Raw genomic sequence first — 25,658 nt, 5'->3', positions numbered from 1 at the left:
AAATATATGAACAAGAAGCCAAAATTTTTCTTGGCTTCTTTTTGTGATAACATTCATTGCTTAAGCTCGACCTCGAGCCAGATTAATCATATCATAGGTTAACGTGTTGCTAGTTTCTTTGAGAGAGTAATCCTCCAAAGTATTGACTTCCTTACGAAGCTGCTTGGCATAACGGCTAGAAATAAGTTCAGCCTGCTCGTACTCGTTGATAACCTTACGTTCCAAATAGTAACCTCGCAACATTTCATCAATATTGTCTGGATGAAGGTGGGTGATAACCCGCTCAACAAAGGCACCTGATTGAATAATCTCAGCCTCTTGAAGGCGACTGCGTTTCAGATAAGACAAGAGATCTGAGTGATAAACACCTTCCAAATTACTCAAGGCTTCCAAAATCTGCTCAGTATTTGTCAAATAGAGCTCAGTCATATGGTCGCGGTTTTCTTCCGTCAACCTAGGACCTCTTCTCGTTTCATCCTGATTAATACGAAACTTGAAAGTAAGAGCTAAGTGTAACAATCTACGAAGGCCACGCACAAAGACAGCTAGGGCATAAGAAAGGCTAGAGACAAATCCACGGTTGATACGACGTTCCAAGCCCTTGATATAACGTTGGTAGAGATTGTATTCGAGTTCTGAAATCTTACCCTTCTTGTAGGCATATTCCAGACCCTCACTCTCAATTTCCATAATCATGACTCGGATATTGGCCAACTCTTCTTTGACATCATTTGATTCCTGCTCCAAGATTAAATCTTCCAAGCGTTGATTATAATTGTCAATAGTTGCATAGATAGCTCCTTGATGTTTAGACTGCTTGAGGTCCTTCTCTAGCTCTCCAACCACATCATTGAGAATGGCAATCTGCATATAATGGTTGGTCGTGTGGGCTGGTCCAGTGGCTAGCTTAGGTAGGACTAAAATCCCTGTTAAGAAACTTAATAAAGTGACACCCGCTACCGTAAAGAGCAAGAGACTATGTTCCAAAGCCGTCATATTGGCAACTGGAAGCAAAAGGATAGTTGCAATGGAAACCGTTCCTTTAACACCTGAAAAGGTTAACAGAGTAGCACCCTTCCAGATTTTTTTTAGTGATCGTTTGGCCCTCCAAGCTCTTTGGACAAATACCGCACTAATCATAACAAAGCGAATGCCAAACATGGTCGCTGTTAAAAGGATGATAGCAAGAAGCATCCAGAGATTATCGTAAGTGCTACTACGCAGTACTGGGGCTGCTAGGGTTGGAAGTTCTGTTCCCAAGAGGAAGAAGACCATACCATTAAGCATGAAGGTAATGGTTCCCCAAATCGTATGAGAAACACTATCCAACTTGGCATCAAAAACGGTGATTTTTTTGAAACGACTGGCAAGCGAAATCCCTGCTACAACAACAGCAATAATTCCAGAAGCATGAATTTCCTCGGCTACAAAGTAAGAGGAAATCGGTAGTACCAACTCTAGTAAGAGAGCACCTGTGACATCTGCAGCATCCATATTGTCCAAAATGGTCAAAAAGAGGCGATTAAATAAGGCTGTAATCAATCCAACTAAAAAACCACCAAGCACAGAAATAAGCAAATTCCAGCTTGCTCCAAGGAGGGAGAAGGCACCTGTTGTCAATGCAGTCACTGCCACCTGAAAGGCGACCAAGCCAGAGGCATCGTTCAGAAGACCTTCCCCCTGCAAAATATAACTAATCCACTTTGGAAAACTGAAGCGTTTGGAAATAGCCGAATAGGCCACTAAATCCGTTGGCCCAAGAGCCGCCCCAATGGCTAGGCAGGCAGACAAAGGCACAGCAGCAGGCAAGACGGCCTTAGCAAGATAACCGATTCCCAAGGTAGACACAAAGATAACTGGAAAAATCAAAAATAGAATAAGTTTCCAGTTACGTAGAATACTGGTGATATCACTTTCTTCACCCTCCCGAAACAGCAAGGGAGCAATAATGAAAGCTAGGAAAAGTTCTGTTTCAAGCTCGAAAGCGCGTCCCTTCAAAAGAAAACCAATACCCACTCCAAAAATAATTTGAATCAAAGGTAGGGGAAGACGTGGAAAGACACGATTGATAACATTCGATAAAATCAAGCTAAAAAGAAGAACAAGCAAAGCTAATGATAAATGCATAGCTCCTCCTACCCTTCCTTATGACAACAGTTTGAGAATAGTTCTTTTTGCTTACTAATTTTTTTATCAATGGCAGTGACATCTTCTTTGGCCAAAAGTTTATGGCAACGTTCAACCTCAAGACTAGCTAACTTTTTCTTAATTTTAGCCGTTTTACGATTATCAACCTTTTTTAAAGTATCCTCGGCACTTTGCTTATCTATATATTTGGCCTGCATATCTGCAAGCTTCTCTTTAATATCTGTAATCATTGTAATTTCTCCAACATCACCAAAAATGGTGGGGTATTAATTTGATTAAGGGGTTGGTAAAGCATGGCTGTAAAATCACGCTGGTCCAAACCGATAACGTACTCAAGCACAGCATCCTTCTCCATATCGCCGCCATCATGACCATAGTAAATCATAATAGCTAAACGACCACCCACCTCTAAGCGGTCAAGAATTTTCTCAATGGCCTCAAGAGTCGTGTGGGGTTTGGTGATAACACTCTTATCTGCAGATGGCAGATAGCCCAGATTGAAAATAGCTGCACGAATCGGTTCCGTGACATAACGGTCCAGATTTTCATGACCATCTAAAATGAGTTCCGCATTTTCAATTTCCAAGTCCGACAAGCGTTGACGAGTCTTTTCGAGCGCCTGCTCCTGCACGTCAAAGGCATAAACCTTCTTGGCAAGACCAGCCAGAAAGGCTGTGTCATTACCGTTTCCCATGGTTGCATCGACAGCAACACTCTCATCATCCAGCACTTCTGCTAGAAAGTCATGAGACAGATGAATTGGTCGTTTAATCATGCTTTTTCCTCCTTCTCGTTAGCTACTTTGCACCCTTGCCATGAGTCACGACGTTCCATCTCTTTGTCAATAGCATTGAGGACTTCCCATTTGTTGAGACTCCACATAGGACCAATCAACATATCTCGCGGTGCATCACCTGTGATTCGATGAATGACGATATCCTCAGGGATGATTTCCAACTGGTCACAGATGATGGACACATACTCTTCCTGACTCAGCAATTTAAGACGACCCTCGTGGTAGTCCCTTTGCATACGCGTATTGGTCATCAGGTGGAGGAGGTGGAGTTTAATCCCCTGAATGTCATTGTCCGTCACACAACGGCGAACATTCTCCACCATCATCTCGTGGGTTTCCCCTGGCAGCCCATTAATCAGATGCGACACAATCTCAGCCTTTGGCGCACGCTCACGCACACGCTTAACCGTCTCCACATAAAGATCATAGCTGTGTGCTCGGTTAATGAGTTCTGACGTTTCTTCATAAGTCGTCTGCAAGCCAAGTTCAACGGTCACATGCATACGTTCTGTGAGTTCTGCCAGATAATCAATCACATCATCTGGCAAACAGTCTGGGCGGGTACCGATATTGATACCAACAACACCAGGCTCATTGATAGCCTGTTCGTAGCGTTCCTTGATAACTTCAAGCGGCGCGTGGGTATTGGTAAAGTTTTGAAAATAAACCAGATATTTCTGAACTTCTGGCCACTTGCGGTGCATGAAGTCAATCTCATGGTAAAACTGCTCACGAATCGGTGCCTCAGGAGCTACAATGGCGTCCCCAGACCCCGATACCGTACAAAAGGTACAGCCACCATGAGCCACTGTGCCATCACGGTTGGGACAATCAAAACCCGCATCTATTGGTAGTTTGAAAATCTTTTCGCCAAAAATTTCACGATAGTAATCATTGACTGTTCTATAACGTTTTTTCATAAAGACTATTATAACACTTTGACCTAAAAAAGAGAGTAAGACTCAGACAAAAATCATGGATTTCTGCCTGCCCTACTCTCTCTTCTTATTTAGTCTTTTTCAAATAATCAATGGCTTCTTGAGCTGTTTTAACAGGGACGATTTTCATCTTGGTTCCCAGTTTCTTGGCAGCTTCCTTGGCCTCTTGATAGTTAGTCTTGGCATCCGGATCAGCCTTTTTCATTTCCTTGGTTACCGGATTATTTGGTACAAAGAAAATGTCTGCACCACTATCAGCCGCTGATTTCACCTTAAGGTAGGCACCACCGATATCACCGACAGAACCATCCTTTTCAATGGTTCCTGTTCCAGCAATCTTACGACCAGCCTTAAGATTTTGACCAGACACCTGATCGTAAATAGCTAAGGTAAACATAAGACCCGCACTTGGGCCGCCAACACCATCAAGTTTAAACTTCACATTTTCAGGACTTTTGACCTCGGTATGATCTGTCAAACCGATACCAATACCATTTTTACCATTGGCAATCTTGATAATCTTACCAGTAGCAGTCTTTTCTTTGTCATCTGTCGTATAAGTGACCTTGACTTTTGAACCCAACTTAAGTCCCTGAACGTATTTAATCAAGTCAGCAGAATTATCAAAAGACTTGCCATTGACAGCTGTCACCGTGTCCGCAATATTGAGGACGCCCTTGAAGCTAGAATCGTCAGCCACCTGAAGCACATAGACACCCATATACTCCAAGCTAGCCTCCTTACCAGCCAGAGTCAAGCCCTGATAAATCGCTTGGTTTTGGGAAGTCTCCATGTAAAATTGGTTGATACGCATGAAATCTTCATCAGAGTAATTTCCAGTTGCCTCTTCAGCTGTTTGAAGCTTTGCAAAATCATTAAGCTGAGCATAGAGCATCAAGGCTAAAGTCGCCTTGGTTTGAGCTACCGCCACAAAATTGTAGGATCCTTTTGAATCATCAGCTTTCTTGTCTACAGTCAAGACTTCCTTGGTATCAAAAGCACCACCCGGAAGCTCAACATAATAATTATTTAGCGGGAAAAAGAGGGCAAATAGGAGGAAAAGTACCGTAAAAATACTTAACAACCACCACTTAATCCGCCAAAGTTTCCCTAATAGTGATTTAGATTCGTTCTTGTTTGCCACGCTTGGCCTCCACTTCCTTAACAACTGCTTGAGGAACATAAGAACTAATGTCTCCCTCAAAATAAATCAACTCACGCACACGACTTGAAGAGACTGGTGTTACCTCATGACTGGCAATCAAATAAACTGTTTCTAACTCAGGTGCCAACCCCTTATTGAAATAATCCATATTGGCTTCATAGTCGAAATCTGTCGCATTACGAAGGCCTCGAACCAAATAAGTCACCCCAAGATCTCTAGCGACATCTACAGCCAGACTATCGTGGGCCGTTATAATCTTGACATTGGGAAGATCTGCCACAACCTCTTCCAGGATACGCTTGCGAGTCTCCACATCCCAGAAGCCCTGCTTATTTTTATTATAAAAGAGACCGATATAAAGCTCATCAAAGAGCTTGCTGGCTCTGGCAATAATATCCATATGCCCATTAGTAATCGGATCAAAAGACCCCGTAAACATAGCAATCTTTGTCATAGCATTCCTTTCTACAACTTCCCTATCAAAGGCTAACGCACGTAAACGGTCACCTTACTGATACCATAGGTTTTCTGTTTCCAAATCCCAAAGTTTGAAATTTCTTCAGGCAGGTCCACAGCCTTATCAGTTTCACAAACCAACATAACTTCCTCAGCCAAGAGTCCTTGCTCCTCTAACTGAGTAATATTGGCCACAATCTGCTCTTTGGCATAAGGTGGATCTAAAAGCACCAAGTCAAACTTTCCTGTCAATTGTGTCAGCGCACGTACTGCATCCATCTTCAAAAGCTGGAACTGTTTCTCACTCTTGGTCATCTTGATATTTTCCTGGATAATGGCTTGTGCCCGACGGTCTTTTTCCACGAGGACAGCAGATGACATGCCACGACTAACTGCCTCAATGGCCAGACTACCGCTCCCAGAAAAAAGATCCAAAACACGCCCTCCATCAAAGAAAGGACCAATCATATTGAAAATGGCACCCTTGACCTTGTCCGTTGTTGGACGAGTCGTTTTGCCTTCTAACGTTTTAAGCGGACGTCCGCCAAATTCACCTGCTACAACACGCAAGTCGGTCACCTCGTTTTTACTGATTTTTAGTAAGACTTTTCTATTATAACAAAAAACACGCATAGATGTTGTTCCAAAGGGGACTAGACAAGCTAAATACGCCCAAGAGAACACAAAAAACTCGAGAAGCTCCCGAGTTTCCATTCATTTTACCTATCACCAAGTGCAGTCACGTAGTTGTAAGCTTCGATACCAGCTGTGGCACCGTCCCCTACGGCTGTTGTAATCTGGCGAAGGTCTTTCTGACGAACATCCCCAATGGCAAAGATACCAGGAATACGTGTCGCCATCTTATCATCTGTAATTACCCAGCCGTCTTGGTCAGTGATGTCGAGACCTGTCAAGTAATCTGAAACAGGATCAAGTCCCACATAAACGAAGACACCGCCAAATTCGTGGTTAGTCACCTCACCAGTTTTAACATTCTTGATATCAACACTGCGAACCTTGATGTCATCACCCTTGATTTCTTCGACGACTGAGTCCCAGATAAACTTGACTTTCTCATTGGCGAAGGCACGGTCTTGAAGAACCTTTTGGGCACGCAATTCATCACGACGGTGAACAATGGTCACGCTATTGGCAAAGCGTGTCAAATAAATTCCTTCTTCAACGGCAGAGTCTCCACCACCAACAACCAAGAGGTCTTGATTACGGAAGAAGGCCCCATCACAGACCGCACAGTAAGATACCCCACGACTGTTGTACTCTTCTTCGCCAGCAACACCGATGTGGCGATGTTTGGCACCAGTCGCAATGATCACTGTCTTGGTTTGGTACTCCTCATCACCAGTTTTGACAACCTTATAGTCACCCTTGTCTTCGATACCAGACACGATACCATAAAGATTTTCAACGCCCAATTTTTCCAAAGGTTCGAACATCTTCATTGACAATTCTGGACCAGAAATACTTTCAAAACCAGGGTAATTTTCAATATCAGACGTGTTATTCATCTGTCCACCAGGAGCGCCTTGCTCCAAAGTTGCCACTTTAAGGTTGGCACGTGCTGCATAGAGTGCTGCAGTCATCCCCGCAGGACCAGCTCCAATAACAATTGTATCGTACATGAGTAACTCCTTATATGATTTTCTTGTAGAGATATCTTACACCTAATGTGCCAACAAAGCTAGAATTATGCATTCAGCACGATAAGAATCGCCATAAAAGCAAATGCCAAAACTGGAATCGAAACCATTGACATCATAATAGCATCATAGAGGGCACCTTGACGCTCCTTAACAGTTTTGTCTGCACGACGTAAGGCACGCCATCCAAGCCAAACGGCACCAATCACCAAGCACACAAAGAAAGCAATCACAAGGCCTAAGAGGTAAAATTTAAAAATATTTAATAACATAAATCATCCTAAAGTGAGAAATAGAAAAGGCTGAGATAACATTCTCCAACCTCTAAATTCGACTAGTAATAACTGCACGATGCAGTCTCTGATTGGACTATAGTCGCCTTTGAAACATTCAAAAGTTCCTAATCATCCTTGTGGGACTTTGACTATGGACTAAAATGTCGTCCACTCCCACTACCTTTTCTATTGTAACAAAAATCCCATCTTAAAGATATTGTTTTGAATAAGAAGCGAAAAATTCTTTTGTTCGTTCTTCTTTTGGATGGTTAAAGACTTCGTCAGGTGTTCCTTGTTCAAGGATACGACCTTTTTCAAGGAAGAGCACCTTGTCAGCCACTTGATAAACAAAGTTCATGTCGTGACTGACCAAAATCATAGTTTGACCTGACTTAGCTGCATCAGCGATTGATTTTTCAACCTCACCAACCAACTCAGGGTCAAGAGCAGATGTTGGTTCGTCAAGCAAGAGCACATCAGGCTTCATTGCAAGGGCACGAGCCAAGGCCACACGTTGCTTTTGACCACCCGACAAGTGACGTGGGTAGTGATTTTCACGATTAGAAAGCCCAACCTTAGCGAGCTCTTCTTTCGCAATCTTAGTAGCTTCTTCGTCAGAAAGTTTCTTAACAATCTTAAGACCTTCCTTAACATTATCCAAGGCTGTACGACGTTCAAAGAGGTTGAACTGTTGGAACACCATGGCCAACTTACGACGAAGGGTAAGAATTTGTTCTTTAGTGATAGTCTTGAAGTCTACTTTAAAATCATCAATGGTAATGGTACCAGAATCAGGTTGTTCCAAATAGTTTAAGCTACGAAGAATTGTTGATTTCCCTGCACCAGAGGCACCAACAAGAGCTACAACTTCACCCTTTTCAATGTCAATATCAATACCATCGAGAACCTTTTGACCTGAAAATTCCTTGGTCAAATTTTTGATACTAATCATTAGCGGTCACCTCCAATTCCAGAAATGTCAGTCACTTCAGGAGCATTAATAGCCATGTGATTTTCAACTGAACGACCAATATACTCAATCAAGATTGAGATTACCCAGTATACAAGGGCAACTGAGATATAACGTTCAAAGTAACGGTAGTCAGCACCACCCAAGATTTGAGCCTGAGCATACATTTCGACGATACCAGCACTAAAGGCAAGTGATGTTCCCTTAGTCAAACCAATCAAACTGTTAATCAAACTTGGTGTCGCAATAACTGCCGCATTTGGAATAATGACACGACGGTAAACCTGTGCTGATGTCATCCCAAGAGAACGGGCAGCTTCGATTTCTCCGGCATCAACAGCCTGAATCGCTGCACGAATGGTTTCACTCATGTAAGCCGCTTCGTTAAAGGCAAAGGCTGTAATGGCGAAGATAGCTGGTGGAATCTCATTAATATTCCAATCCAAACCAAACTCACCATTCAAATAACGAAGGAAGAGTGGAATACCATAGTAAGTCAACATGAGTTGTACAAGGATTGGTGTCCCACGCAAGAAGCTCACAAAAACTGCTTGAATTGGATAAAGGATACGTACTCGATTGATCTTAACGACCGCAAAGACAAGGGCCAAAATCAAACCGAAGAAAGCACCTGCAATGGTCAATCCCAAAGTCAAAGGCAAGCGTTCCACAATCTTAGGAACAGCATCAAAGACTGCCTTCCATGAGAAGAGCTTACCAGCTGGCATCCAAGATGAGATCCACTTGAAGACAATCGTAACCAGTTGCAAAATATAACCCCAAAGAATTTCTACTAGCCAAGACAAGGGAATGGCTAAAGCAACTGCTACTGCCAAACCAACCAGACCAATGATAACTTGGAGATACCAAGGTGACCGATTAAATGCTTCTATACTCTTTTTCACAATGTCGCCCTTTCTTTCTAAAAAAGTAGGTTAGCCTAGTGCTAACCATTCAAATATCTTATCATAATTTTATAGTATTCATTTTAGCACGACTCAGAAAGTCTGTGAAATAGTCTTTTCTTATCATAGTGATAAGAAAATCGTATCACTGATAGTAATACCTTGTTAAGACCAAAAAGATTTGAACTCATTCCTTATTTAACGAACAAAGTGAGCATAAACCGAGGCTTTCCGGCGTGAGAAAAACACCTGAAACTTTAAAGTTTCAGGTGTTCGGAAGTTTTGAGACCTTAGGCTCAAAACTTAGTCATGGAACTTCGAAGAAGGTCGCTGACGTCCGTCATCACCTCAGGAAAGCCTCAAAAGAAAGCTTTGTGTTTAATCCACAGCTGAGATGGCAGTCTCAACTTTTAACAGTCTTATTTCAAATCACTGACGTAATCGTCACCGAAATATTCCTTGCTGAGTTTGGCAAGGGTTCCATCCTTCTTAAGCTCTTTGATACGCTTATTAACAAAAGTCTTGAGTTCCTTACCTTGCTTATCATTTGAGAATAGAAGATATTCAAGACCATCAGTCTTCATACCGATATCGTCTTTAATCTTGTTTACAGCTAGCTTATAGCCTTGATCTTTAACAATGTACTCAGACGAAATGGCATCGTAAAGGATAAAGTCAATCTTTCCTTCTTGAATGTGTTGAATACGTGTTGAAAGACCAGTTGAGCTAGAAGCATAGTTGATAGTAATTGGTGTCTTGTCCGCATTGGCATGGTTCCAATTTTCAAGCAACTGAGCATAGTTAGAGCCAGGAAGCACCTCTGTTGTCTTACCAGACAAATCATCTAGGCTAGTATACTTGGTACCCTCAGCACTAGTGATGGCATAGTTAGAACGTGAAATCGGATCTGAGAAACCATATTTCTGCGCACGTTCTTCATTGTAGTTGAAGTCGTTAGCCGCAATCTGATAACGTCCAGAATCCACCCCTGTCAAGATGGAATCAAAAGGTGTCGTTACAAACTTGACCTCATATTTGTCCGAATCCTTGAAAATAGCCTTGACCAAATCAATATCATAACCCTTGAAGTCATCACCCTTTTTGAAAGTGAAAGGCGCCGTATCAGAGTCTGTCGCAACAGTAATCGTCTGCTTCTCACCAGATGCCTTATTGTCACTCTTGTTCCCACAAGCAGCCAAAGTCAAAACCGACAAGCCAAGAATCCCTAAACCTGCAAGCCATTTTTTCATATCTATAATCCTCGATACTTTCATTAATAGTTAGTGATAACAGTTTACCATCTTCATCCAAACTCGTCTAATAATAAAATCCTAAGAAGTGATAGATAAAGGTTATAGGGGAATTGATACAACGAACAATAAGAAAAGAGCTGCCACTGGTGTGACAACTCTTCTCGTCCAAAAAAGCTTTCCGTACATGTTTAACATCAAAGACAATAAAACTCTATTTTTCCTTACTTGATGACTTACTGCTTGAATCGCTACTGTCTTCAGGTTGATAATCTGATAAATTCTTATGGATGCGTTCAGCGTAAACAGCTCTGCTTCCTGATTCATCATGGTCAACCAAGGCTTCGGCAAGCTCTTTATAATCTTCTACAGAAATCGTCCAGTTACCCCCATCATCTTTGGTTAGCTTGAAGGTCTTTTCTAGATTATCAGCACCTGTCAAAGGTGTATAGGCCATTTCTTTATCAATATCCTTAAATTGTGTCAAATCTCCGTTAAAGTTTTCACCATAAAGGAATTTCGTTGTGAGATCTTTGGCTTTACCTTTTTCCACATCGTTGTTATCAGCTTGATTCCATTGTTTCAACTTGTCAATGTCGTTGTCATAGAGACTCATAAGGAGAGTACGAACAGCAGCTGCAGCACCATAGGCACTAACAGAACGTGAAGTAAAGGTAACTGTCGCTTCATTTCCTTTAACTTTGACATCTTTCAGCTTATAGTCCTGAATCTTACCAATCATATTACGACGGACCTTGAGAAACTTAGAAAGCACTTGGGTTGGTGTCTTGGCATCGTAGCCTTCAATGTATTTAAACGTATACTTGTCTTCCGGTGTATACCCCTTTTCCTCGATAGTATCTGCAACTTGTTTTTCAAAGACTTTCGTTTCAGTCCAGGTCTCGTAATTTTCACCGTATAGTTTTGAAAAACCGTTACTAGATTTTCCAAGCATAGTATCAATTAAAACTGTCGCATCAGCCTTGGCACGTTCTGTCGGAGTTGGTGTCGCTTTTTTCTTCTCAGCTGGTTTATTGGAAGCACAAGCTACGAGAACCAAGCAAGCTGCCAGAATCAGTCCTAGATAGGTAAGAACTTTTTTCATTAAGATTATTCCCTCATTTCTTTTAGTTACTATTTAAGATAGCATAGGTCTGATGATTCTTCAAGGTCACTTTTCAAAAGAAAAAATCAAAACTCTACTATTATAATGACTCCAAATCATCTAGGTCCAATTGCCTGCCTTCTTGATCTTCCAGACCCGTCAGCGTCACACCGAGTAGGCGAACACCACTGCTATTTTCCTCTAATTGATCAAAAATGGTATGGGCAATCCTTTCGATGGTGTCGAAATCCTGAGTCGATTTGTCCAAGGTCATACGCTTGGTTAAGGTCGAGAAATCCGAATAACGGACCTTGATGACAATAATTCGACCGACTTTTTTATTTTTCTGAGCACTTTCAGCTACCCGCCTAGCATTCTTAGTCAACTCAGCCTTGATATCATCTTCATTATAAAGAAGCTTGCCGTAGGTTCGCTCACTTCCAATAGATTTACGGACACGATTGGGCCTAACAGGACTATTGGAAATCCCTCTAGCCTTTCGAAAGAGATCAAATCCAAAACGTCCAAAACGATCAATCAGCGTCATCTCAGGAATCTTCAGAAGATCGGCACCGGTGTATATTTCCATGTCATGAAGACGTTCAACTGACTTTTTACCTACCCCATGAAACTTTTCAATAGGTAGCTTTCCCAAAAATTCCTGAGCTTCCTCTGGAAGCACCACCGTCAAACCAGCAGGCTTTTGAAAATCAGAGGCTAGTTTGGCGATAAATTTATTGTAGGAAACCCCTGCTGAACAAGTCAGGTGAAGTTCCTGCCAGATATCATACTGGATAAGTTTGGCTACCTTAACCGCCGATTTGATACCAAGCTTATTTATCGTCACATCAAGATAGGCTTCGTCGATAGACATAGGCTCTACCAAGTCGGTGTAGCGTTTAAAAATCTCACGAATTTGCATCCCTACCTCTCGGTAATGGCTATAATTTCCTGAGATAAAGACAGCATTAGGACAACGTTCATAGGCTTCCTTAGAAGACATGGCTGAATGGACACCATATTTTCTAGCCTCGTAATTACAGGTTGATACCACACCACGTCCCCCAGTTTTTCTAGGATCGTGACCGATAATAACCGGTTTGTCCTTAAGACTGGGGTCATCCCTCATCTCGACCTGAGCAAAAAAGGCGTCCATGTCAATATGGATGATTTTCCGACTGGTATCATTTATTAGAGGAAACTCTAACATGGCTCCCTGCCTCCTTTCTCAGATTTATCTCATTGTAAAGCTTTTCACATAAAACTTTGGGACTACAAAGCATTCTCCCCTTATGATACCAAAATCTATCAAAAAACAGAAATTTATAATACAGATTTGTCGTTTTCGAAACTGTATTATAAAAGAATGTCTCTAAAAACGCAGTTTTAAAGTTGTGTAAGCGGTTACTGTGTGATAGAATACTTCTAGAGAATGTAACAGATGATTTTGTTACTAGAATTATAGGAGATCCAAACTATGGCAACGGTTAAAACTAACACAGATGTTTTTGAAAAAGCGTGGGAAGGCTTTAAAGGAACTGACTGGAAAGAAAAAGCTAGCGTTTCACGTTTCGTTCAAGCAAACTACACACCTTATGATGGTGACGAAAGCTTCCTTGCAGGACCAACTGAACGCTCTCTAAAAATTAAAAAAATCGTAGATGAAACTAAAGCAGGCTATGAAGCTGAAGGACGCTTCCCAATGGATACTCGTCCAACTTCAATCGCTGACATTGACGCAGGATACATTTCAAAAGAAGATGAACTTATCTATGGTATCCAAAATGATGAGCTCTTCAAATTGAACTTCATGCCTAAAGGTGGTATCCGTATGGCGGAAACTGCTTTGAAAGAACACGGTTATGAACCAGACCCAGCTGTACACGAAATTTTCACAAAATACGTGACTACAGTTAACGATGGTATCTTCCGTGCTTACACTTCAAACATCCGTCGTGCACGTCACGCTCACACAGTTACTGGTCTTCCAGATGCTTACTCACGTGGACGTATCATCGGGGTTTACGCTCGTCTTGCCCTTTACGGTGCTGACTACTTGATGCAAGAAAAAGTTAACGACTGGAATGCTATCAAAGAAATCGACGAAGAAACTATCCGTCTTCGTGAAGAAGTTAACCTTCAATACCAAGCACTTCAAGACGTTGTTCGCCTTGGTGACCTTTACGGTGTAGATGTTCGTCGTCCAGCCTTCGATACTAAAGAAGCTATCCAATGGACAAACATCGCCTTCATGGCAGTATGTCGTGTAATCAACGGTGCCGCTACTTCACTTGGTCGTGTGCCAATCGTCCTTGACGTATACGCAGAACGTGACCTTGCTCGTGGTACTTACACTGAATCAGAAATCCAAGAATTCGTTGATGATTTCGTTATGAAACTTCGTACAGTTAAGTTTGCTCGTACAAAAGCTTACGACCAATTGTACTCAGGTGACCCAACATTCATCACAACTTCTATGGCTGGTATGGGTGCTGACGGACGTCACCGTGTTACCAAGATGGACTACCGTTTCTTGAACACTCTTGACAACATCGGTAACTCTCCAGAACCAAACTTGACAGTTCTTTGGACTGACAAATTGCCTTACTCATTCCGTCGCTACTGTATGCACATGAGCCACAAACACTCTTCTATCCAATACGAAGGTGTAACTACTATGGCTAAAGACGGATACGGTGAAATGAGCTGTATCTCATGTTGTGTATCACCACTTGACCCAGAAAACGAAGAACAACGTCACAACATCCAATACTTCGGTGCTCGTGTTAACGTGCTTAAAGCCCTTCTTACTGGTTTGAACGGTGGTTACGACGATGTTCATAAAGACTATAAAGTATTTGACATCGAACCAGTCCGTGATGAAGTTCTTGACTTTGACACTGTTAAAGCTAACTTTGAAAAATCTCTTGACTGGTTGACTGACACTTACGTAGATGCCCTTAACATCATCCACTACATGACTGATAAGTACAACTACGAAGCTGTTCAAATGGCCTTCTTGCCAACTAAACAACGTGCTAACATGGGATTTGGTATCTGTGGTTTCGCAAATACTGTTGATACATTGTCAGCAATCAAATACGCTACAGTTAAACCGATCCGTGACGAAGATGGCTACATCTACGACTACGAAACAATCGGTGAATACCCACGTTGGGGTGAAGATGACCCACGTTCAAACGAATTGGCAGAATGGTTGATTGAAGCTTACACTACTCGTCTTCGTAGCCACAAACTCTACAAAGATGCAGAAGCTACAGTTTCACTTCTTACAATCACTTCTAACGTTGCTTACTCTAAACAAACTGGTAACTCTCCAGTTCACAAAGGGGTATACCTCAACGAAGATGGTTCAGTGAACTTGTCTAAATTGGAATTCTTCTCACCAGGTGCTAACCCATCTAACAAAGCTAAAGGTGGATGGTTGCAAAACTTGAACTCACTTGCAAGCCTTGACTTCGGTTATGCAGCTGACGGTATCTCACTTACTACTCAAGTATCACCTCGTGCCCTTGGTAAGACTCACGACGAACAAGTTGACAACCTCGTAACTATCCTTGACGGATACTTCGAAAACGGTGGACAACACGTTAACTTGAACGTTATGGACTTGTCAGATGTTTACGAAAAGATCATGAGCGGTGAAGATGTTATCGTACGTATCTCTGGATACTGTGTAAACACTAAATACCTCACTCCAGAACAAAAAACTGAATTGACACAACGTGTCTTCCACGAAGTTCTTTCAATGGACGACGCTTTGGGATAAATCTAAGCATATAACAAGAAACAAGCATCCTAGTGATGCTTGTTTTTTCTTAGCTTCTTAAACAGTTTCTACCAAACTGTACAAAACCTTACATTAACAGTTGTTAATAATTATGGATAGGACTATAATACAAACTGAATTTGAAAGAAGGTATTATTATGAAAAAAGTGTTTTTCAAAACTAGTCTTGGAATCACACTTAGCGTCCTAGCTAGTGTCTTATTCCTTGCCCACAAATCTGAATTCTTCAAGGACGATAGTGCCTTATATGATGAATTTGATTCTACGTTGGATTAAGGAGGAGAACTATCATGCAAAAGAAAAAAGCAATTATGATCGGTGCTGGTTTATCAAATATGGCTGCCGCTGTTTACCTCATTCAAGAAGGTAAATGGTCAGGAGACCAAATCACTTTCTACGCTCTTGATAATTACGGATCAAACGACGGTTCCCCTACCCAAGATGTTAAAGATGACTATTGGAATAAAAATCATCCGATGGAAAATCAAAAGGGTTATATTGCTCGCGGCGGTCGTATGCTTAACTACCGTACCTACGTTGACTTGATGGATTTGCTTGATCGGGTTCCTTCAATGACAGAACCAGGTCTTACAGCTGCTGAGGATACTCGCCAATTTGATGCCGCACACCCAACCTATGATAAGGCTCGTCTCTTAGCAGGTGGACAAGGTATCGTTGATGGTGGTAAGCTTGGTTTGAATAATAAAAGTCGTAAGCTCCTTACGCAGTTAATTATGATGCCTGATTCACAAGAGGAAAAACTAGATAACATCACGATTGCTGACTATTTCAAAGACAATACTGAGTTTTTCGAAAGTAACTTTTGGTTTATGTGGGAAACGACATTCGCTTTTAGGACTCGCAGTTCTGCACAAGAGCTTCGTCGTTACATGCACCAAATGATTTATGAATTCACTCAGATTGAGCATTTAGTTGGTGTTAACCGTACACGCTATAATCAATACGAAAGCATCATGAAGCCTTTGATTAATTACTTGGAAAAAGAGGGCTGTCACATTGTCCTTAATCGTCGTGTTGTTGACTGGAAATTCAAGGACAGCAAGATGCAAGACGAAATTACTGTTACTGGTCTTCACATGGTCAATACTAAAACTGATGAAAATGAGTTCGTACCAGTGGATGACGATACAGCAGTCATCTTTACAAACGGTTCGATTACTGACTCTGCAACACTAGGCGATTTCAACACTCCGGCTGCAGAAAACATGGATTATGGTGCTGCTTCAAGTCTTTGGAAAAAGGCATCAGATCATTTTTATAACCTTGGTAATCCTGATAAATTCTTCGCTGATCGTGATGCCAGTGAATGGGTAAGTTTCACTCTCACTACTAAAAATCATCTCTTCTTGAACGAAATTGCTCGTATTACCACTCAGGAACCAGGCAACGCCCTTAATTCCTTTATTTCTACAGAACCAGTGACACCACTCGGTCAAAAAGATGTAACCATGTCAATCGTTGTCCATCACCAACCTCACTTCACTAGTCAAAAACCAAACGAAACGGTTCTTTGGGGATACTTCCTCTACCCTCGTCGTCACGGGGAAATCATTGATAAACCTTATATCGAAATGACTGGTAAAGAGATGCTCCAGGAACTTATTGGACAACTTTCAAAGGTAGACCCAGGGCCTATCAATATCAGCGATAAAGAAGAGGAAATCATGGACAGTGTTATTAACTGTATCCCTGTCTATATGCCATATGCTTCTGCTCTCTTTAACAATCGAGCCAAGTCAGATCGTCCTAAGGTTATTCCAAAACATTCAACAAACCTTGCCTTTACTGGAGAATTTGTCGAACAACCTTATCAAATGATTTTCACAGAAAATAGTGCTGTTCGTTCTGGAGAAATCGCAGCTTTCCATTTTGCTGGTATCCCCATGTCACGTTTGGTGAAAACACCTCGTTATGATAAAGATATCAAAACCTTGTTAAGAGCTGCAAAGAAAATGTTCGATTAAGAATCATTACACACATTAAAGACAGTAAACATCATGATTTCAAAATGTTTGCTGTTTTTTATTTTTGCAAAAACCAGCTTTCATTATATTTTTCTAAATCTACTATAATTTACATTTGACTTTTTATCAGATTAGCTATAAAATAAAAGCGTTTCCGTTTGGTATCTCCAAACACTTCCTTCTCAGAAGCACCATAGAGAAACGATACTCAATTACGTCAAATGGATAGTGTCTAATAACACGTAAACTATCATTGTTATAAGATTAAAGAGTATAAGGAGGACAAATGAATAAGAAAAGTTTTAAACTAATTGGATTAGTAGCTCTCGTAGCAAGTACTATCCTACTCGTAGCCTGCCAGTCTGATACCAAAACCGAATCCTCAAAGTCCAAGGACGTTCAATGGGGTTATACTGGTGCTACTGGTCCAGACCATTGGGGTGACCTTTCTAAAGATTATAAACTCAGCAAAAATGGTAAAGAACAATCTCCGATCAATATCACCGGAGCTGAGGACGTTGATCTTCCAGAACTAAACCTTAATAATCAAGAATCAGAGGCTCAAGTTGAAAATAACGGGCATACAATTGAAGTCAGCTTTAAAAATCCAAAGAATACCCTAACGATTGGTGATGATGTCTATAAATTACAGCAGTTCCATTTTCACGCACCTAGTGAGAATGAAATTGATGGTCAGACTTATCCTCTAGAGGGTCACTTCGTCTACAAGACTGATAATGGAAAAATCACAGTTATCTCAGTTCTCTATAATTATGGCGATGAAAATCAAGCCTTAAAACAAATCTGGGATAAGATGCCTCAGGCTGCTAATACTGAAACCGAGTTGTCTCAACCTATCTCACTAGATGATTTCTATCCTGAAGACAAGGACTACTACAACTTCGAAGGTTCCTTGACAACACCACCATGTACTGAGGGTGTTAACTGGATTGTCTTCAAGAATCAAGAAACCGTTAGTAAGGAACAAGTGGAGAAATTCACTCAAACCCTTGGATTTGAAAATAACCGTCCTATCCAAGATACAAACGGTCGACAAATTAAAGAATAAAGCAAGATAAAAAGCTTGATGATAACTCCTCTCATCGAGCTTTTTTTTCGTTGACAATTAGTTATAGACTTTGTTACACTTGCCCTATGATTATCAAACATACAAGAGATACACTCTCAGAAACTTACCTCGATGCCGTAGCCATCCGAAACACTGTTTTTGTTAAGGGACAAGGTGTTCCTCGCTCCATCGAGATTGATGCGAATGAAGCCTACTGCATCCACTTTGTTCTATATGATGACAAAGGCAAGGCCGCAGCAACCGTACGCCTACTACCGAATAAAGACTTGACTCAGCTTACCCTCCAACGTATGGCGGTGCTCGATGCCTACCAAGGTCAAGGTCTGGGGAGCATTCTCCTAAAAGAAGCTGAAGATTTTGCACAAGAACAAGGCTTCCAGACTATTTCTCTCCATGCTCAACTCAGTGCACTTAAGTTCTACCTCAATAATGGCTATCAAGAAGTCGGTAACATCTTTGAAGAAGCTGGTATCCAACACATTACTGTTGAAAAATCCTTACTAAGTAAAAAAGCTTAAGCAGTTGACCCACTGCTTAAGCTTCTTCTTTTGCCGCAAATATAGGATAACCATGCTCGACAGCCAGAACTGTTACATTTTCTCTAGCTTTTAATGTCTCTGTGATTTTTTTCCAGCTATGATTTCCCATAATGATAACGATCATCGTTACCATATAAACTAAAAAAGCAGGATATCTAGCAAAGTCGGTAAATGTCAATTTTAAGGACTCCAGAATTTTCCTGAGTATAAAGGCGTAACCAATCACAATATGAGTGAGTCCACAAAAGTACCCTAAACATATAAGCAAATACTCTATTTGAAGCTTCTTGGAACGCTTTTTGTAGAGTAACTTATAGTCTTGACCATACTTTTCAAACACAGGAAAATGAATATCAAACCCTCTTCTCATACGAAGGACTTTTAAATCGGGTTGGGCACGATACCCAAGGCAATGAATCAGTTTGTATAGTAGTTCTCTTATCAAAATATAAAAAGAAATAATAAGGTTAGATAACAAGCTAATAAATACCAAAATTACAAAAGAGTCTACATCTCTATCCGTCGTCAAAAAAATGATCACCACTGTAAAACACATACCACAGACAAAGAGACTACTCCCGTTAAGCATGCAAAAGAGCAGACTCAGAAACCAAGGGATAAGCTTTCTTTCCTTGGAGTGTCTACTCGACCGTTTCACGAATCAGCTCCTTCTTCATTATCTCAATTAAAACATCTCTATCCTTAATCCATTGAGCCCTCTCATCCTTGTAATAAGTACGATTACTGAGGAAAACCGCCGCACGTTGAGCTGGGATGTTAATCAGAATAAAGGTCCCTGTATAACCTGTATGAAGAATCCAATCTTCTTGGAGGTCCCAAGCGACACTACGTTCCTTGTTGGATTGGCTGATATTCTGCGTCATATTTTTAGCAAAATCATCCGTCAAATAATGGTTAACAAAGATTTCCAAATCCTTTAGGGTTGAAAAGAGACCTGCTGAACCTGTATGCTCCTTGAGAACTCGAGCCTTGGGGTCATGAACAGTTCCCCCCGGAATTCCCTCAACAGTTGGAACAGCAAGGTCAACTGGCCCAAACTGTGTTTCAGACATACCAAACGGTTGGAAAATTTCGCTATCAAAGAGCTTATCCAGTGTTGTTCCAGAGACTTTTTCAAGCATCAAGCCTAGGAGAATAAAATTAATATCTGTATACAAGAAAGGTTTATCATCCCTAACTTTGATGGCATTAATAGCAGCAATCAAGCCAGCTTGGTCTAAGTCATCACGATTTGGAATAAAAGGATCAATTCCGCTACTGTGAGAAAGAAGCTGACGAAGGGTTAACGTCTTATCCACTTCTTCAGGATAATAGGTCGATAGTTTCTCATCCAAGTCCAATTTTCCCGCTTGCAAGTAGAAAAGACAGAGGGTCCCAACTCCGACTACCTTGGAAACACTAGCTAGATCATAGGTCAGTCCTGGAACTACCGGATGCTTTCCATCCTGAGTTCCTAGATAATGCTCCTGCCAACCTTGTCCATCATAAAGTGCAAGGCTGGCACCTGGAAAGATGTCAGCCTTGATGTAGTCTGTAATTGTTGACAATGTTTGTTGAAAATTAGTCATTACTTTGTAAACCAAACCTCAATATTGCTCATGTCAGTGAGTGCGAGCAAGTTCCCTTTGCTGTCTAGGTAACTAGAGAACTGTTCTTTTTCAAGTTTATCATGCAAGGCAACTAAGTCATAGTCTTCTGCCACCTTAAACTCTAGAATTTCCAAATCCCAAGTCTGGTCTGGACTCACTTGGAGGTCAGGACCTTCTGCTTTTTCAAAGTGGATAGACAAAGGCAATTCTTCGCCAAAAAGATTGTCGTAGAAGAAAGCTGCTTGGGCTGTATCAACAACGTTCAAGGTCAAAGACTCAACCGTAAAGTCTGATACTCCTTTGAAGTCTTCTTTTTCTTCAACATCTGCGTATTCAACTGTCTTGAGAGTAGACAAGTCATCTTCAGCATGCATCAAAATAAGACCATTCTCAGGTGAGATTGTTTCAAAAGCATAGCCCTTTTCCCCTTGGAAAATAGCCTTGGCCTGGTGATCATCACGCGCCAAAAGGTACTCAATCTCAAGTGGATTTGAAACTTTAATGACCACTTTATTAATTTTCTTAGGACCTTCAACAGCGCGACAACGATAAGCTGGTGACTCCTCAATCACAAAAAGTGAGTTACGGTCTGTCCAATCTGTGAAGACCGCAAGGGCATTTTCCTCAGTCAAAAGCTTAAATCCTAATGTATTTTGGTAAAAATCAATATTTTCTTGTCTGTTATTTACACGAAAAATTGGTGTGTGAAACTTAAAATTCCCTGATTGCGTCATGACAACCTCCATTCTTTTCTATTTTATCCGAAAAGAGCCTGTGTGACAAGGATTTTCCTAAGAAAAAACAGTATTGTAATTTTTTCACTTTCTTTCACACAAATTATGAACTATTACATTATCTTTACTTTGGGGCTAGCATTTTCCTCATTTTAGAGTATAATAGAGTCTATGAAAACTCTTGTCAATAATCTGGCATTTAGACATGCCTATCAGGGATTTTTTTTACTGCTGATGATAGCTATCCCAAACATCACCTTAGGTATGACAACCTTATATAACAATCAGACTGGATTGACCTTCACTAACCTAGAAAGCTGGGGGATTATCACTGTCAACCTCATTATTTTTTATATTAGCTATCTTTGGGCTAAGAGTGAGGGTATGATTCACAACTTTAGCTTAAATCGAAAGGATATCAAAGCCATTATCTGGGGCTTTGCCATTATCTTCTTGATGGGACTCATCGGAAGTAACCTCATGTTACTGACCCACACCAACTACCATGCAGAACTTCAAAAGACGCTCACAACAATTCCTATCCTACCTGTAGCCATTGGTATGATCACGACAGCCGTCCTCCAAGAAATCCTCTTTCGCAAGTGGATTTTCACCTGGTTAGCTCCTTATTCAAAAACGGCTGTGCTAGTCAGCACTGGGCTCTTTTGTCTCTTTCATATGCCAACTAATCTTGCCTACCTCACTCTTTATATCGGAATGGGCTTGGCTCTCTCTATGGTCTACCAAAAAAGAGAAAACTTATCTGCAAGTATCACACTTCATGTTTTATGGAATCTTTACACCTTAGGTGCTACCATTCTAGTAATGACTAATCCAATGTGACTGAGAATATTTTCTCAGTTTTTTATTACTTTCAAAATTTTAAGCATAAAAAAATCTGAAGCACTAACTTCAGATTTTTTGTATTGATTAAAGGTAGAGGAACTTGAACAAAGCTATAGCTAAAACTCCTGCTAAGATTGGAGCCACAACTGGAACCCATGAATACCACCATTTAGAATCACCTTTGTGTTCACCAAGAACTGTTGTTGGCAAGATGTGGTGGAGAAGACGTGGCATCAAGTCACGGGCTGGGTTAAGAGCTGGACCTGTTGCACCACCAAACGAAATAACCAAGGCTGCAACCAAGAAACCAACACCGATGTGGGCAACCGCAAGTGCACCATTAGCCATTTGACCTGTTACAGCTTCTTTATCATACCCATATTGAACTGCTTGTGAGACTAATTTGTGACCAAAGTAGTTGTTAGTCAAGGCAAGAGCACCAAAGAAGAGAAGGAATGAACCCGCAAACTCATTGGCAAAACCATTAAGCCAAGCACGTTTGTGATTTTCCTCTGAGTCTGAGTTATCATCAACAGCAGAGATTGTAGAGAAGGTACCGAGGATGTTGTTTGGATTCTCAGTTTGAAGATAATAAGGTTGGTGAACCCAAACCACGATAGCTTGTCCTAAGAAAGCACCGAGAAGTTGAGCAATCAAGTAACCTGGAACGGCTACCCATGAGAACAAGCCAGATGCAGCAAGTCCAAGTGTGAAGGCTGGGTTGATGTGGTTACCAGAAACATCACCAAACATAAGTGCTGGCATCATTACCGCAAAACCATAACCAAAACCAATAACAAGCCATCCAGACTTATTACCCTTAGTCCCTTTAAGCTCAACATTGGCAACCGAACCATTACCAAGTGCAACCATCAAAGCTGTCCCAATAAACTCAGTAATGTACTTCATAATCCAATCATGACTGAGCGCTTCTTTTAGAAAATCATTCATTTGTCTCTTTATTTCCTTTCACATTTTACAATAATTTAGACATCTATCATTTTATCAAGTATAATGTCTGATGTAAAGATATTTCTGAAATGTTTACGTATTCTTTTTTTGAGGTTTTAAAGTATGAAATTTAATCAGTTTAGTTACATCCCAGTAAGTCCTGAAATGGCTTGTCAGGAACTCCATTCTCTGGGCTTTGAAGTCTCTCCAAATGCTAGTGCCAAGGATAATTTTGAAGCCTTTGTTCGTAAGTCCTTCCTCTTCTTTGAAGACACCGACTTAGCTTTGAAAAATTGGATTGCTGATACAGAGACTGATCTCCTAACCTTCTTCCAATCAGACCGTCCTTTGACTGCTGACGTCTTTGGTTTGGTAGCTCTTCAAATGCTAGGATTTGTCCCTAATGTAGACTTTACAGATAGTGTTGCTTTCCTAGAGGAAATGGCTTTCCCAATTACTTTTGATGGTAGCCTTAGTAACCTCCATCAATTGCTAGCAACACGCACACAGTCTGGCAATACCTTAATTGATCAGTTAGTAGCTCAGGATTTAATCCCTGTAAATAATAACTACGTCTTCTTTAACGGTAAGAGCTTGGCAACATTTGACACTAATCAGCTTCACCGTGAGGTGGTTTATGTTGAAACACCTGTAGATACCGATAAAGATGGGCAGTTAGACTTGGTCAAAGTGACTATCTTACGTCCTAATGTGGACTTCCCAGTTCCAGCCATGATGACCGCAAGCCCTTATCAACAAGGGACTAATGAGCCTGCTTCAGATAAGCTTACCCACAAGATGGAAGGTGATTTGCTCGTCAAACCAGCAGGTGAAATCTCCCTTAACCAACCAGAAATCAAGACACCAGAGGCAGACCTTACGCCTATCAATCCTGTCACGAAGGCTCAGGAGCGTTTTGCTCACACAGATACCTACACGCTTAACGATTACATGTTGGCTCGTGGTGTGGCTTCTATCTATGTGTCGGGTGTCGGTACCTTCAATTCCGAAGGCTTCATGACCTCTGGAGACTATCAACAAGTTCTGGCCTATAAAGCTGTCATCGACTGGCTCAATGGTCGTGCACGCGCCTTTACTAGCCGTAGTAGACAGCATACCATCACTGCGGATTGGGCTTCTGGTAAAGTGACTACTACCGGACTTTCATACTTGGGTACCATGTCCAACGCCCTTGCTACAACTGGTGTCGACGGTTTGGAGATGGTTATTGCTGAAGCGGGTATTTCATCTTGGTACGACTACTATCGTGAAAATGGACTCCTCGTCAGTCCTGGAGGCTACCCTGGTGAAGATCTCGACACCTTGACCGAATTTACCTATTCTCGTGCCCTATTAGCTGGAGAATACCTACGCCACCAAAAAGACTACCAAGCCTATCTCAAAGAGCTAAGCACAGCCATTGATCGTACGCATGGTGATTATAGCCAGTTTTGGCATAACCGTAACTATGTGCAGTTCGCAGACCGTGTTAAAGCTACCGTTGTCTTTACACATGGTAGTCAAGACTGGAATGTCAAACCGATTAACGTCTATCAAATGTTCAATGCTCTTCCTGACACTCTTGAAAAACACTTCTTCTTCCACAATGGTGCCCACGTTTACATGAATGCTTGGCAGTCTATTGACTTCCGAGAAAGCATGAACGCCTTGATTTGTCAGAAACTCCTTGGTTTGGAGAATGGCTACACACTGCCTACTGTTATCTGGCAAAACAACCAGTCTGAACAGACCTGGGAAGTCCTCGATAACTTTGGACACGACAATGGTAAAAACATTCCGCTTGGTGAGGCTGAAGCTAGTATCGCTAACCATTATGAAGAGGAAACCTTCACCAAATATGGTAAAGCTTACCAAAGCTTCAAGGATGACCTCTTTGCAGACAAAGCCAATGCCATTACCTTGGACTTTGAACTGGACCAAGATATCCAGATTAATGGTCGTGTCCACCTAGAGCTCAAGGTTAAGTCTAACACAAACCGTGGTCTCATTTCGGCCCAAGTTCTAGAAATGGGTGACAAGAAGTATCTCGCACCTATTCCCGCTCTCAAACGCATGAATCTAGATAACGGCCGTCTCTTCAAGGAAGAAGCCTTACGTGAATTGCCATTCAAGCAGGCAAAATATCGTGTCATTACCAAAGGACACCTTAACCTGCAAAATCGTAAAGACCTCCTCACCATTGAGGATGTCACTCCAAATGAATGGATGACTATCGGCCTGGACTTGCAACCAACCATCTACAAACTCAACAAGGGCGACAAACTCCGACTTGTTCTCTATACCACAGACTTTGAACACACTATTCGTGACAATAGTGACTACGAATTAACCGTGGACCTAAGCCAAAGTCAGATGACATTGCCTTATTAGCTTTTTATAGTCAAAACCACCCGTGAGAACGGGTGG

General features: G+C 41.4%; 25 protein-coding genes. 7 read left to right on the top strand and 18 right to left on the bottom strand.

Annotated elements, in window-relative coordinates; all coding sequences use genetic code 11:
- Positions 1-60 precede the first annotated feature (60 nt).
- The 14 genes from HMPREF2571_RS01495 to dinB all read right to left on the bottom strand — a co-directional run bounded on the left by HMPREF2571_RS01495 (position 61) and on the right by dinB (position 12,876).
- A complete protein-coding gene (locus HMPREF2571_RS01495) occupies positions 61-2,127 on the bottom strand; it encodes a cation:proton antiporter (protein ID WP_070847046.1) in 2,067 nt (688 codons plus the stop codon).
- A gap of 8 nt (positions 2,128-2,135) precedes the next feature.
- A complete protein-coding gene (locus tag HMPREF2571_RS01490) occupies positions 2,136-2,378 on the bottom strand; it encodes a hypothetical protein (RefSeq protein WP_014634967.1) in 243 nt (80 codons plus the stop codon).
- The gene (locus tag HMPREF2571_RS01485) at positions 2,375-2,923 is read right to left on the bottom strand and encodes a tRNA 5-(aminomethyl)-2-thiouridylate-methyltransferase MnmM (RefSeq protein ID WP_014634968.1); all 549 of its coding nucleotides are present in this window, start codon (positions 2,921-2,923) and stop codon (positions 2,375-2,377) included. Before HMPREF2571_RS01485 ends, HMPREF2571_RS01490 begins: the two co-directional genes overlap by 4 nt.
- Positions 2,920-3,864: a tRNA modification radical SAM protein MnmL/YtqA gene (locus HMPREF2571_RS01480; RefSeq protein WP_004183328.1), complete on the bottom strand. Its 945-nt coding sequence runs from the start codon at positions 3,862-3,864 to the stop codon at positions 2,920-2,922. The genes HMPREF2571_RS01485 and HMPREF2571_RS01480 overlap by 4 nt, the downstream gene beginning before the upstream one ends.
- An 85-nt stretch (positions 3,865-3,949) precedes the next feature.
- Complete coding sequence (locus HMPREF2571_RS01475; RefSeq protein ID WP_014634969.1) at positions 3,950-5,026, bottom strand: SepM family pheromone-processing serine protease; 1,077 nt, start codon at positions 5,024-5,026, stop codon at positions 3,950-3,952.
- A complete protein-coding gene (gene coaD / locus HMPREF2571_RS01470; RefSeq protein ID WP_048674796.1) occupies positions 5,004-5,501 on the bottom strand; it encodes a pantetheine-phosphate adenylyltransferase in 498 nt (165 codons plus the stop codon). The genes HMPREF2571_RS01475 and coaD overlap by 23 nt, the downstream gene beginning before the upstream one ends.
- Positions 5,502-5,533: 32 nt before the next feature.
- The gene (gene rsmD / locus HMPREF2571_RS01465; RefSeq protein ID WP_070847069.1) at positions 5,534-6,073 is read right to left on the bottom strand and encodes a 16S rRNA (guanine(966)-N(2))-methyltransferase RsmD; all 540 of its coding nucleotides are present in this window, start codon (positions 6,071-6,073) and stop codon (positions 5,534-5,536) included.
- Between the two features lie 149 nt (positions 6,074-6,222).
- Entirely contained in the window at positions 6,223-7,176 is a 954-nt protein-coding gene (trxB, locus tag HMPREF2571_RS01460) for a thioredoxin-disulfide reductase (RefSeq protein ID WP_256314582.1), read from the bottom strand.
- A gap of 32 nt (positions 7,177-7,208) precedes the next feature.
- Positions 7,209-7,433, bottom strand: coding sequence for a DUF4059 family protein (locus HMPREF2571_RS01455; RefSeq protein ID WP_045769051.1), 225 nt, complete (start codon positions 7,431-7,433; stop codon positions 7,209-7,211).
- 211 nt (positions 7,434-7,644) lie between these two features.
- On the bottom strand, positions 7,645-8,388 hold the full coding sequence (locus HMPREF2571_RS01450; RefSeq protein WP_014632672.1) for an amino acid ABC transporter ATP-binding protein: 744 nt from the start codon (positions 8,386-8,388) through the stop codon (positions 7,645-7,647).
- The gene (locus HMPREF2571_RS01445; RefSeq protein WP_118058287.1) at positions 8,388-9,134 is read right to left on the bottom strand and encodes an amino acid ABC transporter permease; all 747 of its coding nucleotides are present in this window, start codon (positions 9,132-9,134) and stop codon (positions 8,388-8,390) included. The genes HMPREF2571_RS01450 and HMPREF2571_RS01445 overlap by 1 nt, the downstream gene beginning before the upstream one ends.
- 596 nt (positions 9,135-9,730) lie before the next feature.
- Positions 9,731-10,561 (bottom strand): transporter substrate-binding domain-containing protein, encoded by an 831-nt coding sequence (locus HMPREF2571_RS01440; protein ID WP_045769049.1) that lies wholly within the window; start codon positions 10,559-10,561, stop codon positions 9,731-9,733.
- 214 nt (positions 10,562-10,775) lie between these two features.
- Entirely contained in the window at positions 10,776-11,666 is an 891-nt protein-coding gene (locus tag HMPREF2571_RS01435) for a hypothetical protein (protein WP_014632669.1), read from the bottom strand.
- 100 nt (positions 11,667-11,766) lie between these two features.
- The gene (dinB, locus tag HMPREF2571_RS01430) at positions 11,767-12,876 is read right to left on the bottom strand and encodes a DNA polymerase IV (RefSeq protein ID WP_045769047.1); all 1,110 of its coding nucleotides are present in this window, start codon (positions 12,874-12,876) and stop codon (positions 11,767-11,769) included.
- A 267-nt stretch (positions 12,877-13,143) separates the two neighbouring features.
- Between dinB and pflB the strand changes: the two genes are divergently transcribed.
- The 5 genes from pflB (at position 13,144) to HMPREF2571_RS01410 (ending at position 19,069) form a co-directional block, all read left to right on the top strand.
- Positions 13,144-15,456, top strand: a complete 2,313-nt coding sequence (gene pflB, locus HMPREF2571_RS01425; RefSeq protein WP_045769046.1) for a formate C-acetyltransferase — start codon at positions 13,144-13,146, stop codon at positions 15,454-15,456.
- A gap of 158 nt (positions 15,457-15,614) precedes the next feature.
- Complete coding sequence (locus tag HMPREF2571_RS10635; protein WP_004183341.1) at positions 15,615-15,752, top strand: hypothetical protein; 138 nt, start codon at positions 15,615-15,617, stop codon at positions 15,750-15,752.
- A 14-nt stretch (positions 15,753-15,766) separates the two neighbouring features.
- Positions 15,767-17,461 carry an oleate hydratase gene (locus HMPREF2571_RS01420; RefSeq protein ID WP_070847041.1) on the top strand — a complete coding sequence of 565 codons (1,695 nt, stop codon included), beginning with the start codon at positions 15,767-15,769 and terminating at the stop codon, positions 17,459-17,461.
- Between the two features lie 286 nt (positions 17,462-17,747).
- Positions 17,748-18,530 carry a carbonic anhydrase gene (locus HMPREF2571_RS01415; protein ID WP_045769044.1) on the top strand — a complete coding sequence of 261 codons (783 nt, stop codon included), beginning with the start codon at positions 17,748-17,750 and terminating at the stop codon, positions 18,528-18,530.
- Between the two features lie 86 nt (positions 18,531-18,616).
- On the top strand, positions 18,617-19,069 hold the full coding sequence (locus HMPREF2571_RS01410) for a GNAT family N-acetyltransferase (RefSeq protein WP_004183346.1): 453 nt from the start codon (positions 18,617-18,619) through the stop codon (positions 19,067-19,069).
- Positions 19,070-19,085: 16 nt separating this feature from the next.
- Here the strand turns inward: HMPREF2571_RS01410 and HMPREF2571_RS10630 are convergent, their stop codons facing one another.
- The 3 genes from HMPREF2571_RS10630 to HMPREF2571_RS01395 are packed head-to-tail and all read right to left on the bottom strand — an operon-like array spanning position 19,086 to position 21,434.
- Complete coding sequence (locus HMPREF2571_RS10630) at positions 19,086-19,748, bottom strand: hypothetical protein (RefSeq protein ID WP_045769043.1); 663 nt, start codon at positions 19,746-19,748, stop codon at positions 19,086-19,088.
- Positions 19,732-20,679 carry a serine hydrolase domain-containing protein gene (locus HMPREF2571_RS01400; protein ID WP_045769042.1) on the bottom strand — a complete coding sequence of 316 codons (948 nt, stop codon included), beginning with the start codon at positions 20,677-20,679 and terminating at the stop codon, positions 19,732-19,734. Before HMPREF2571_RS01400 ends, HMPREF2571_RS10630 begins: the two co-directional genes overlap by 17 nt.
- Entirely contained in the window at positions 20,679-21,434 is a 756-nt protein-coding gene (locus HMPREF2571_RS01395) for a CppA family protein (RefSeq protein WP_004183351.1), read from the bottom strand. Before HMPREF2571_RS01395 ends, HMPREF2571_RS01400 begins: the two co-directional genes overlap by 1 nt.
- 264 nt (positions 21,435-21,698) lie before the next feature.
- On the opposite strand from HMPREF2571_RS01395, the gene HMPREF2571_RS10190 reads away from it, so the two are divergent.
- Positions 21,699-22,277: a CPBP family intramembrane glutamic endopeptidase gene (locus tag HMPREF2571_RS10190; protein ID WP_231593847.1), complete on the top strand. Its 579-nt coding sequence runs from the start codon at positions 21,699-21,701 to the stop codon at positions 22,275-22,277.
- A gap of 87 nt (positions 22,278-22,364) precedes the next feature.
- On the opposite strand, the gene gla is transcribed toward HMPREF2571_RS10190, so the two are convergent.
- Positions 22,365-23,231 (bottom strand): aquaglyceroporin Gla, encoded by an 867-nt coding sequence (gla, locus tag HMPREF2571_RS01385; protein WP_004183354.1) that lies wholly within the window; start codon positions 23,229-23,231, stop codon positions 22,365-22,367.
- 123 nt (positions 23,232-23,354) lie between these two features.
- Between gla and HMPREF2571_RS01380 the strand changes: the two genes are divergently transcribed.
- Complete coding sequence (locus HMPREF2571_RS01380) at positions 23,355-25,622, top strand: Xaa-Pro dipeptidyl-peptidase (RefSeq protein ID WP_013991114.1); 2,268 nt, start codon at positions 23,355-23,357, stop codon at positions 25,620-25,622.
- Positions 25,623-25,658: the final 36 nt, after the last annotated feature.

The sequence above is a fragment of the Streptococcus sp. HMSC068F04 genome (genome assembly GCF_001837455.1).
In the GTDB taxonomy this organism is placed as follows: Bacteria; Bacillota; Bacilli; order Lactobacillales; family Streptococcaceae; genus Streptococcus; species Streptococcus salivarius_D.
The sequence above is the reverse complement of the archived record's forward strand: the minus strand, read 5'-3'. Positions and strand labels throughout refer to the sequence as shown.

What these genes read in the sequence shown, in the direction of transcription:
- HMPREF2571_RS01495 (WP_070847046.1), bottom strand. Translation starts at nt 2,127, where the DNA reads ATGCATTTATCATTAGCTTTGCTTGTTCTTCTTTTTAGCTTGATTTTA.
- HMPREF2571_RS01490 (WP_014634967.1), bottom strand. Translation starts at nt 2,378, where the DNA reads ATGATTACAGATATTAAAGAGAAGCTTGCAGATATGCAGGCCAAATAT.
- HMPREF2571_RS01485 (WP_014634968.1), bottom strand. Translation starts at nt 2,923, where the DNA reads ATGATTAAACGACCAATTCATCTGTCTCATGACTTTCTAGCAGAAGTG.
- HMPREF2571_RS01480 (WP_004183328.1), bottom strand. Translation starts at nt 3,864, where the DNA reads ATGAAAAAACGTTATAGAACAGTCAATGATTACTATCGTGAAATTTTT.
- coaD (WP_048674796.1), bottom strand. Translation starts at nt 5,501, where the DNA reads ATGACAAAGATTGCTATGTTTACGGGGTCTTTTGATCCGATTACTAAT.
- HMPREF2571_RS01455 (WP_045769051.1), bottom strand. Translation starts at nt 7,433, where the DNA reads ATGTTATTAAATATTTTTAAATTTTACCTCTTAGGCCTTGTGATTGCT.
- HMPREF2571_RS01450 (WP_014632672.1), bottom strand. Translation starts at nt 8,388, where the DNA reads ATGATTAGTATCAAAAATTTGACCAAGGAATTTTCAGGTCAAAAGGTT.
- HMPREF2571_RS01445 (WP_118058287.1), bottom strand. Translation starts at nt 9,134, where the DNA reads ATGCCAGCTGGTAAGCTCTTCTCATGGAAGGCAGTCTTTGATGCTGTT.
- HMPREF2571_RS01440 (WP_045769049.1), bottom strand. Translation starts at nt 10,561, where the DNA reads ATGAAAAAATGGCTTGCAGGTTTAGGGATTCTTGGCTTGTCGGTTTTG.
- HMPREF2571_RS01435 (WP_014632669.1), bottom strand. Translation starts at nt 11,666, where the DNA reads ATGAAAAAAGTTCTTACCTATCTAGGACTGATTCTGGCAGCTTGCTTG.
- dinB (WP_045769047.1), bottom strand. Translation starts at nt 12,876, where the DNA reads ATGTTAGAGTTTCCTCTAATAAATGATACCAGTCGGAAAATCATCCAT.
- pflB (WP_045769046.1), top strand. Translation starts at nt 13,144, where the DNA reads ATGGCAACGGTTAAAACTAACACAGATGTTTTTGAAAAAGCGTGGGAA.
- HMPREF2571_RS10635 (WP_004183341.1), top strand. Translation starts at nt 15,615, where the DNA reads ATGAAAAAAGTGTTTTTCAAAACTAGTCTTGGAATCACACTTAGCGTC.
- HMPREF2571_RS01420 (WP_070847041.1), top strand. Translation starts at nt 15,767, where the DNA reads ATGCAAAAGAAAAAAGCAATTATGATCGGTGCTGGTTTATCAAATATG.
- HMPREF2571_RS01415 (WP_045769044.1), top strand. Translation starts at nt 17,748, where the DNA reads ATGAATAAGAAAAGTTTTAAACTAATTGGATTAGTAGCTCTCGTAGCA.
- HMPREF2571_RS01410 (WP_004183346.1), top strand. Translation starts at nt 18,617, where the DNA reads ATGATTATCAAACATACAAGAGATACACTCTCAGAAACTTACCTCGAT.
- HMPREF2571_RS01400 (WP_045769042.1), bottom strand. Translation starts at nt 20,679, where the DNA reads ATGACTAATTTTCAACAAACATTGTCAACAATTACAGACTACATCAAG.
- HMPREF2571_RS01395 (WP_004183351.1), bottom strand. Translation starts at nt 21,434, where the DNA reads ATGACGCAATCAGGGAATTTTAAGTTTCACACACCAATTTTTCGTGTA.
- HMPREF2571_RS10190 (WP_231593847.1), top strand. Translation starts at nt 21,699, where the DNA reads ATGACAACCTTATATAACAATCAGACTGGATTGACCTTCACTAACCTA.
- gla (WP_004183354.1), bottom strand. Translation starts at nt 23,231, where the DNA reads ATGAATGATTTTCTAAAAGAAGCGCTCAGTCATGATTGGATTATGAAG.
- HMPREF2571_RS01380 (WP_013991114.1), top strand. Translation starts at nt 23,355, where the DNA reads ATGAAATTTAATCAGTTTAGTTACATCCCAGTAAGTCCTGAAATGGCT.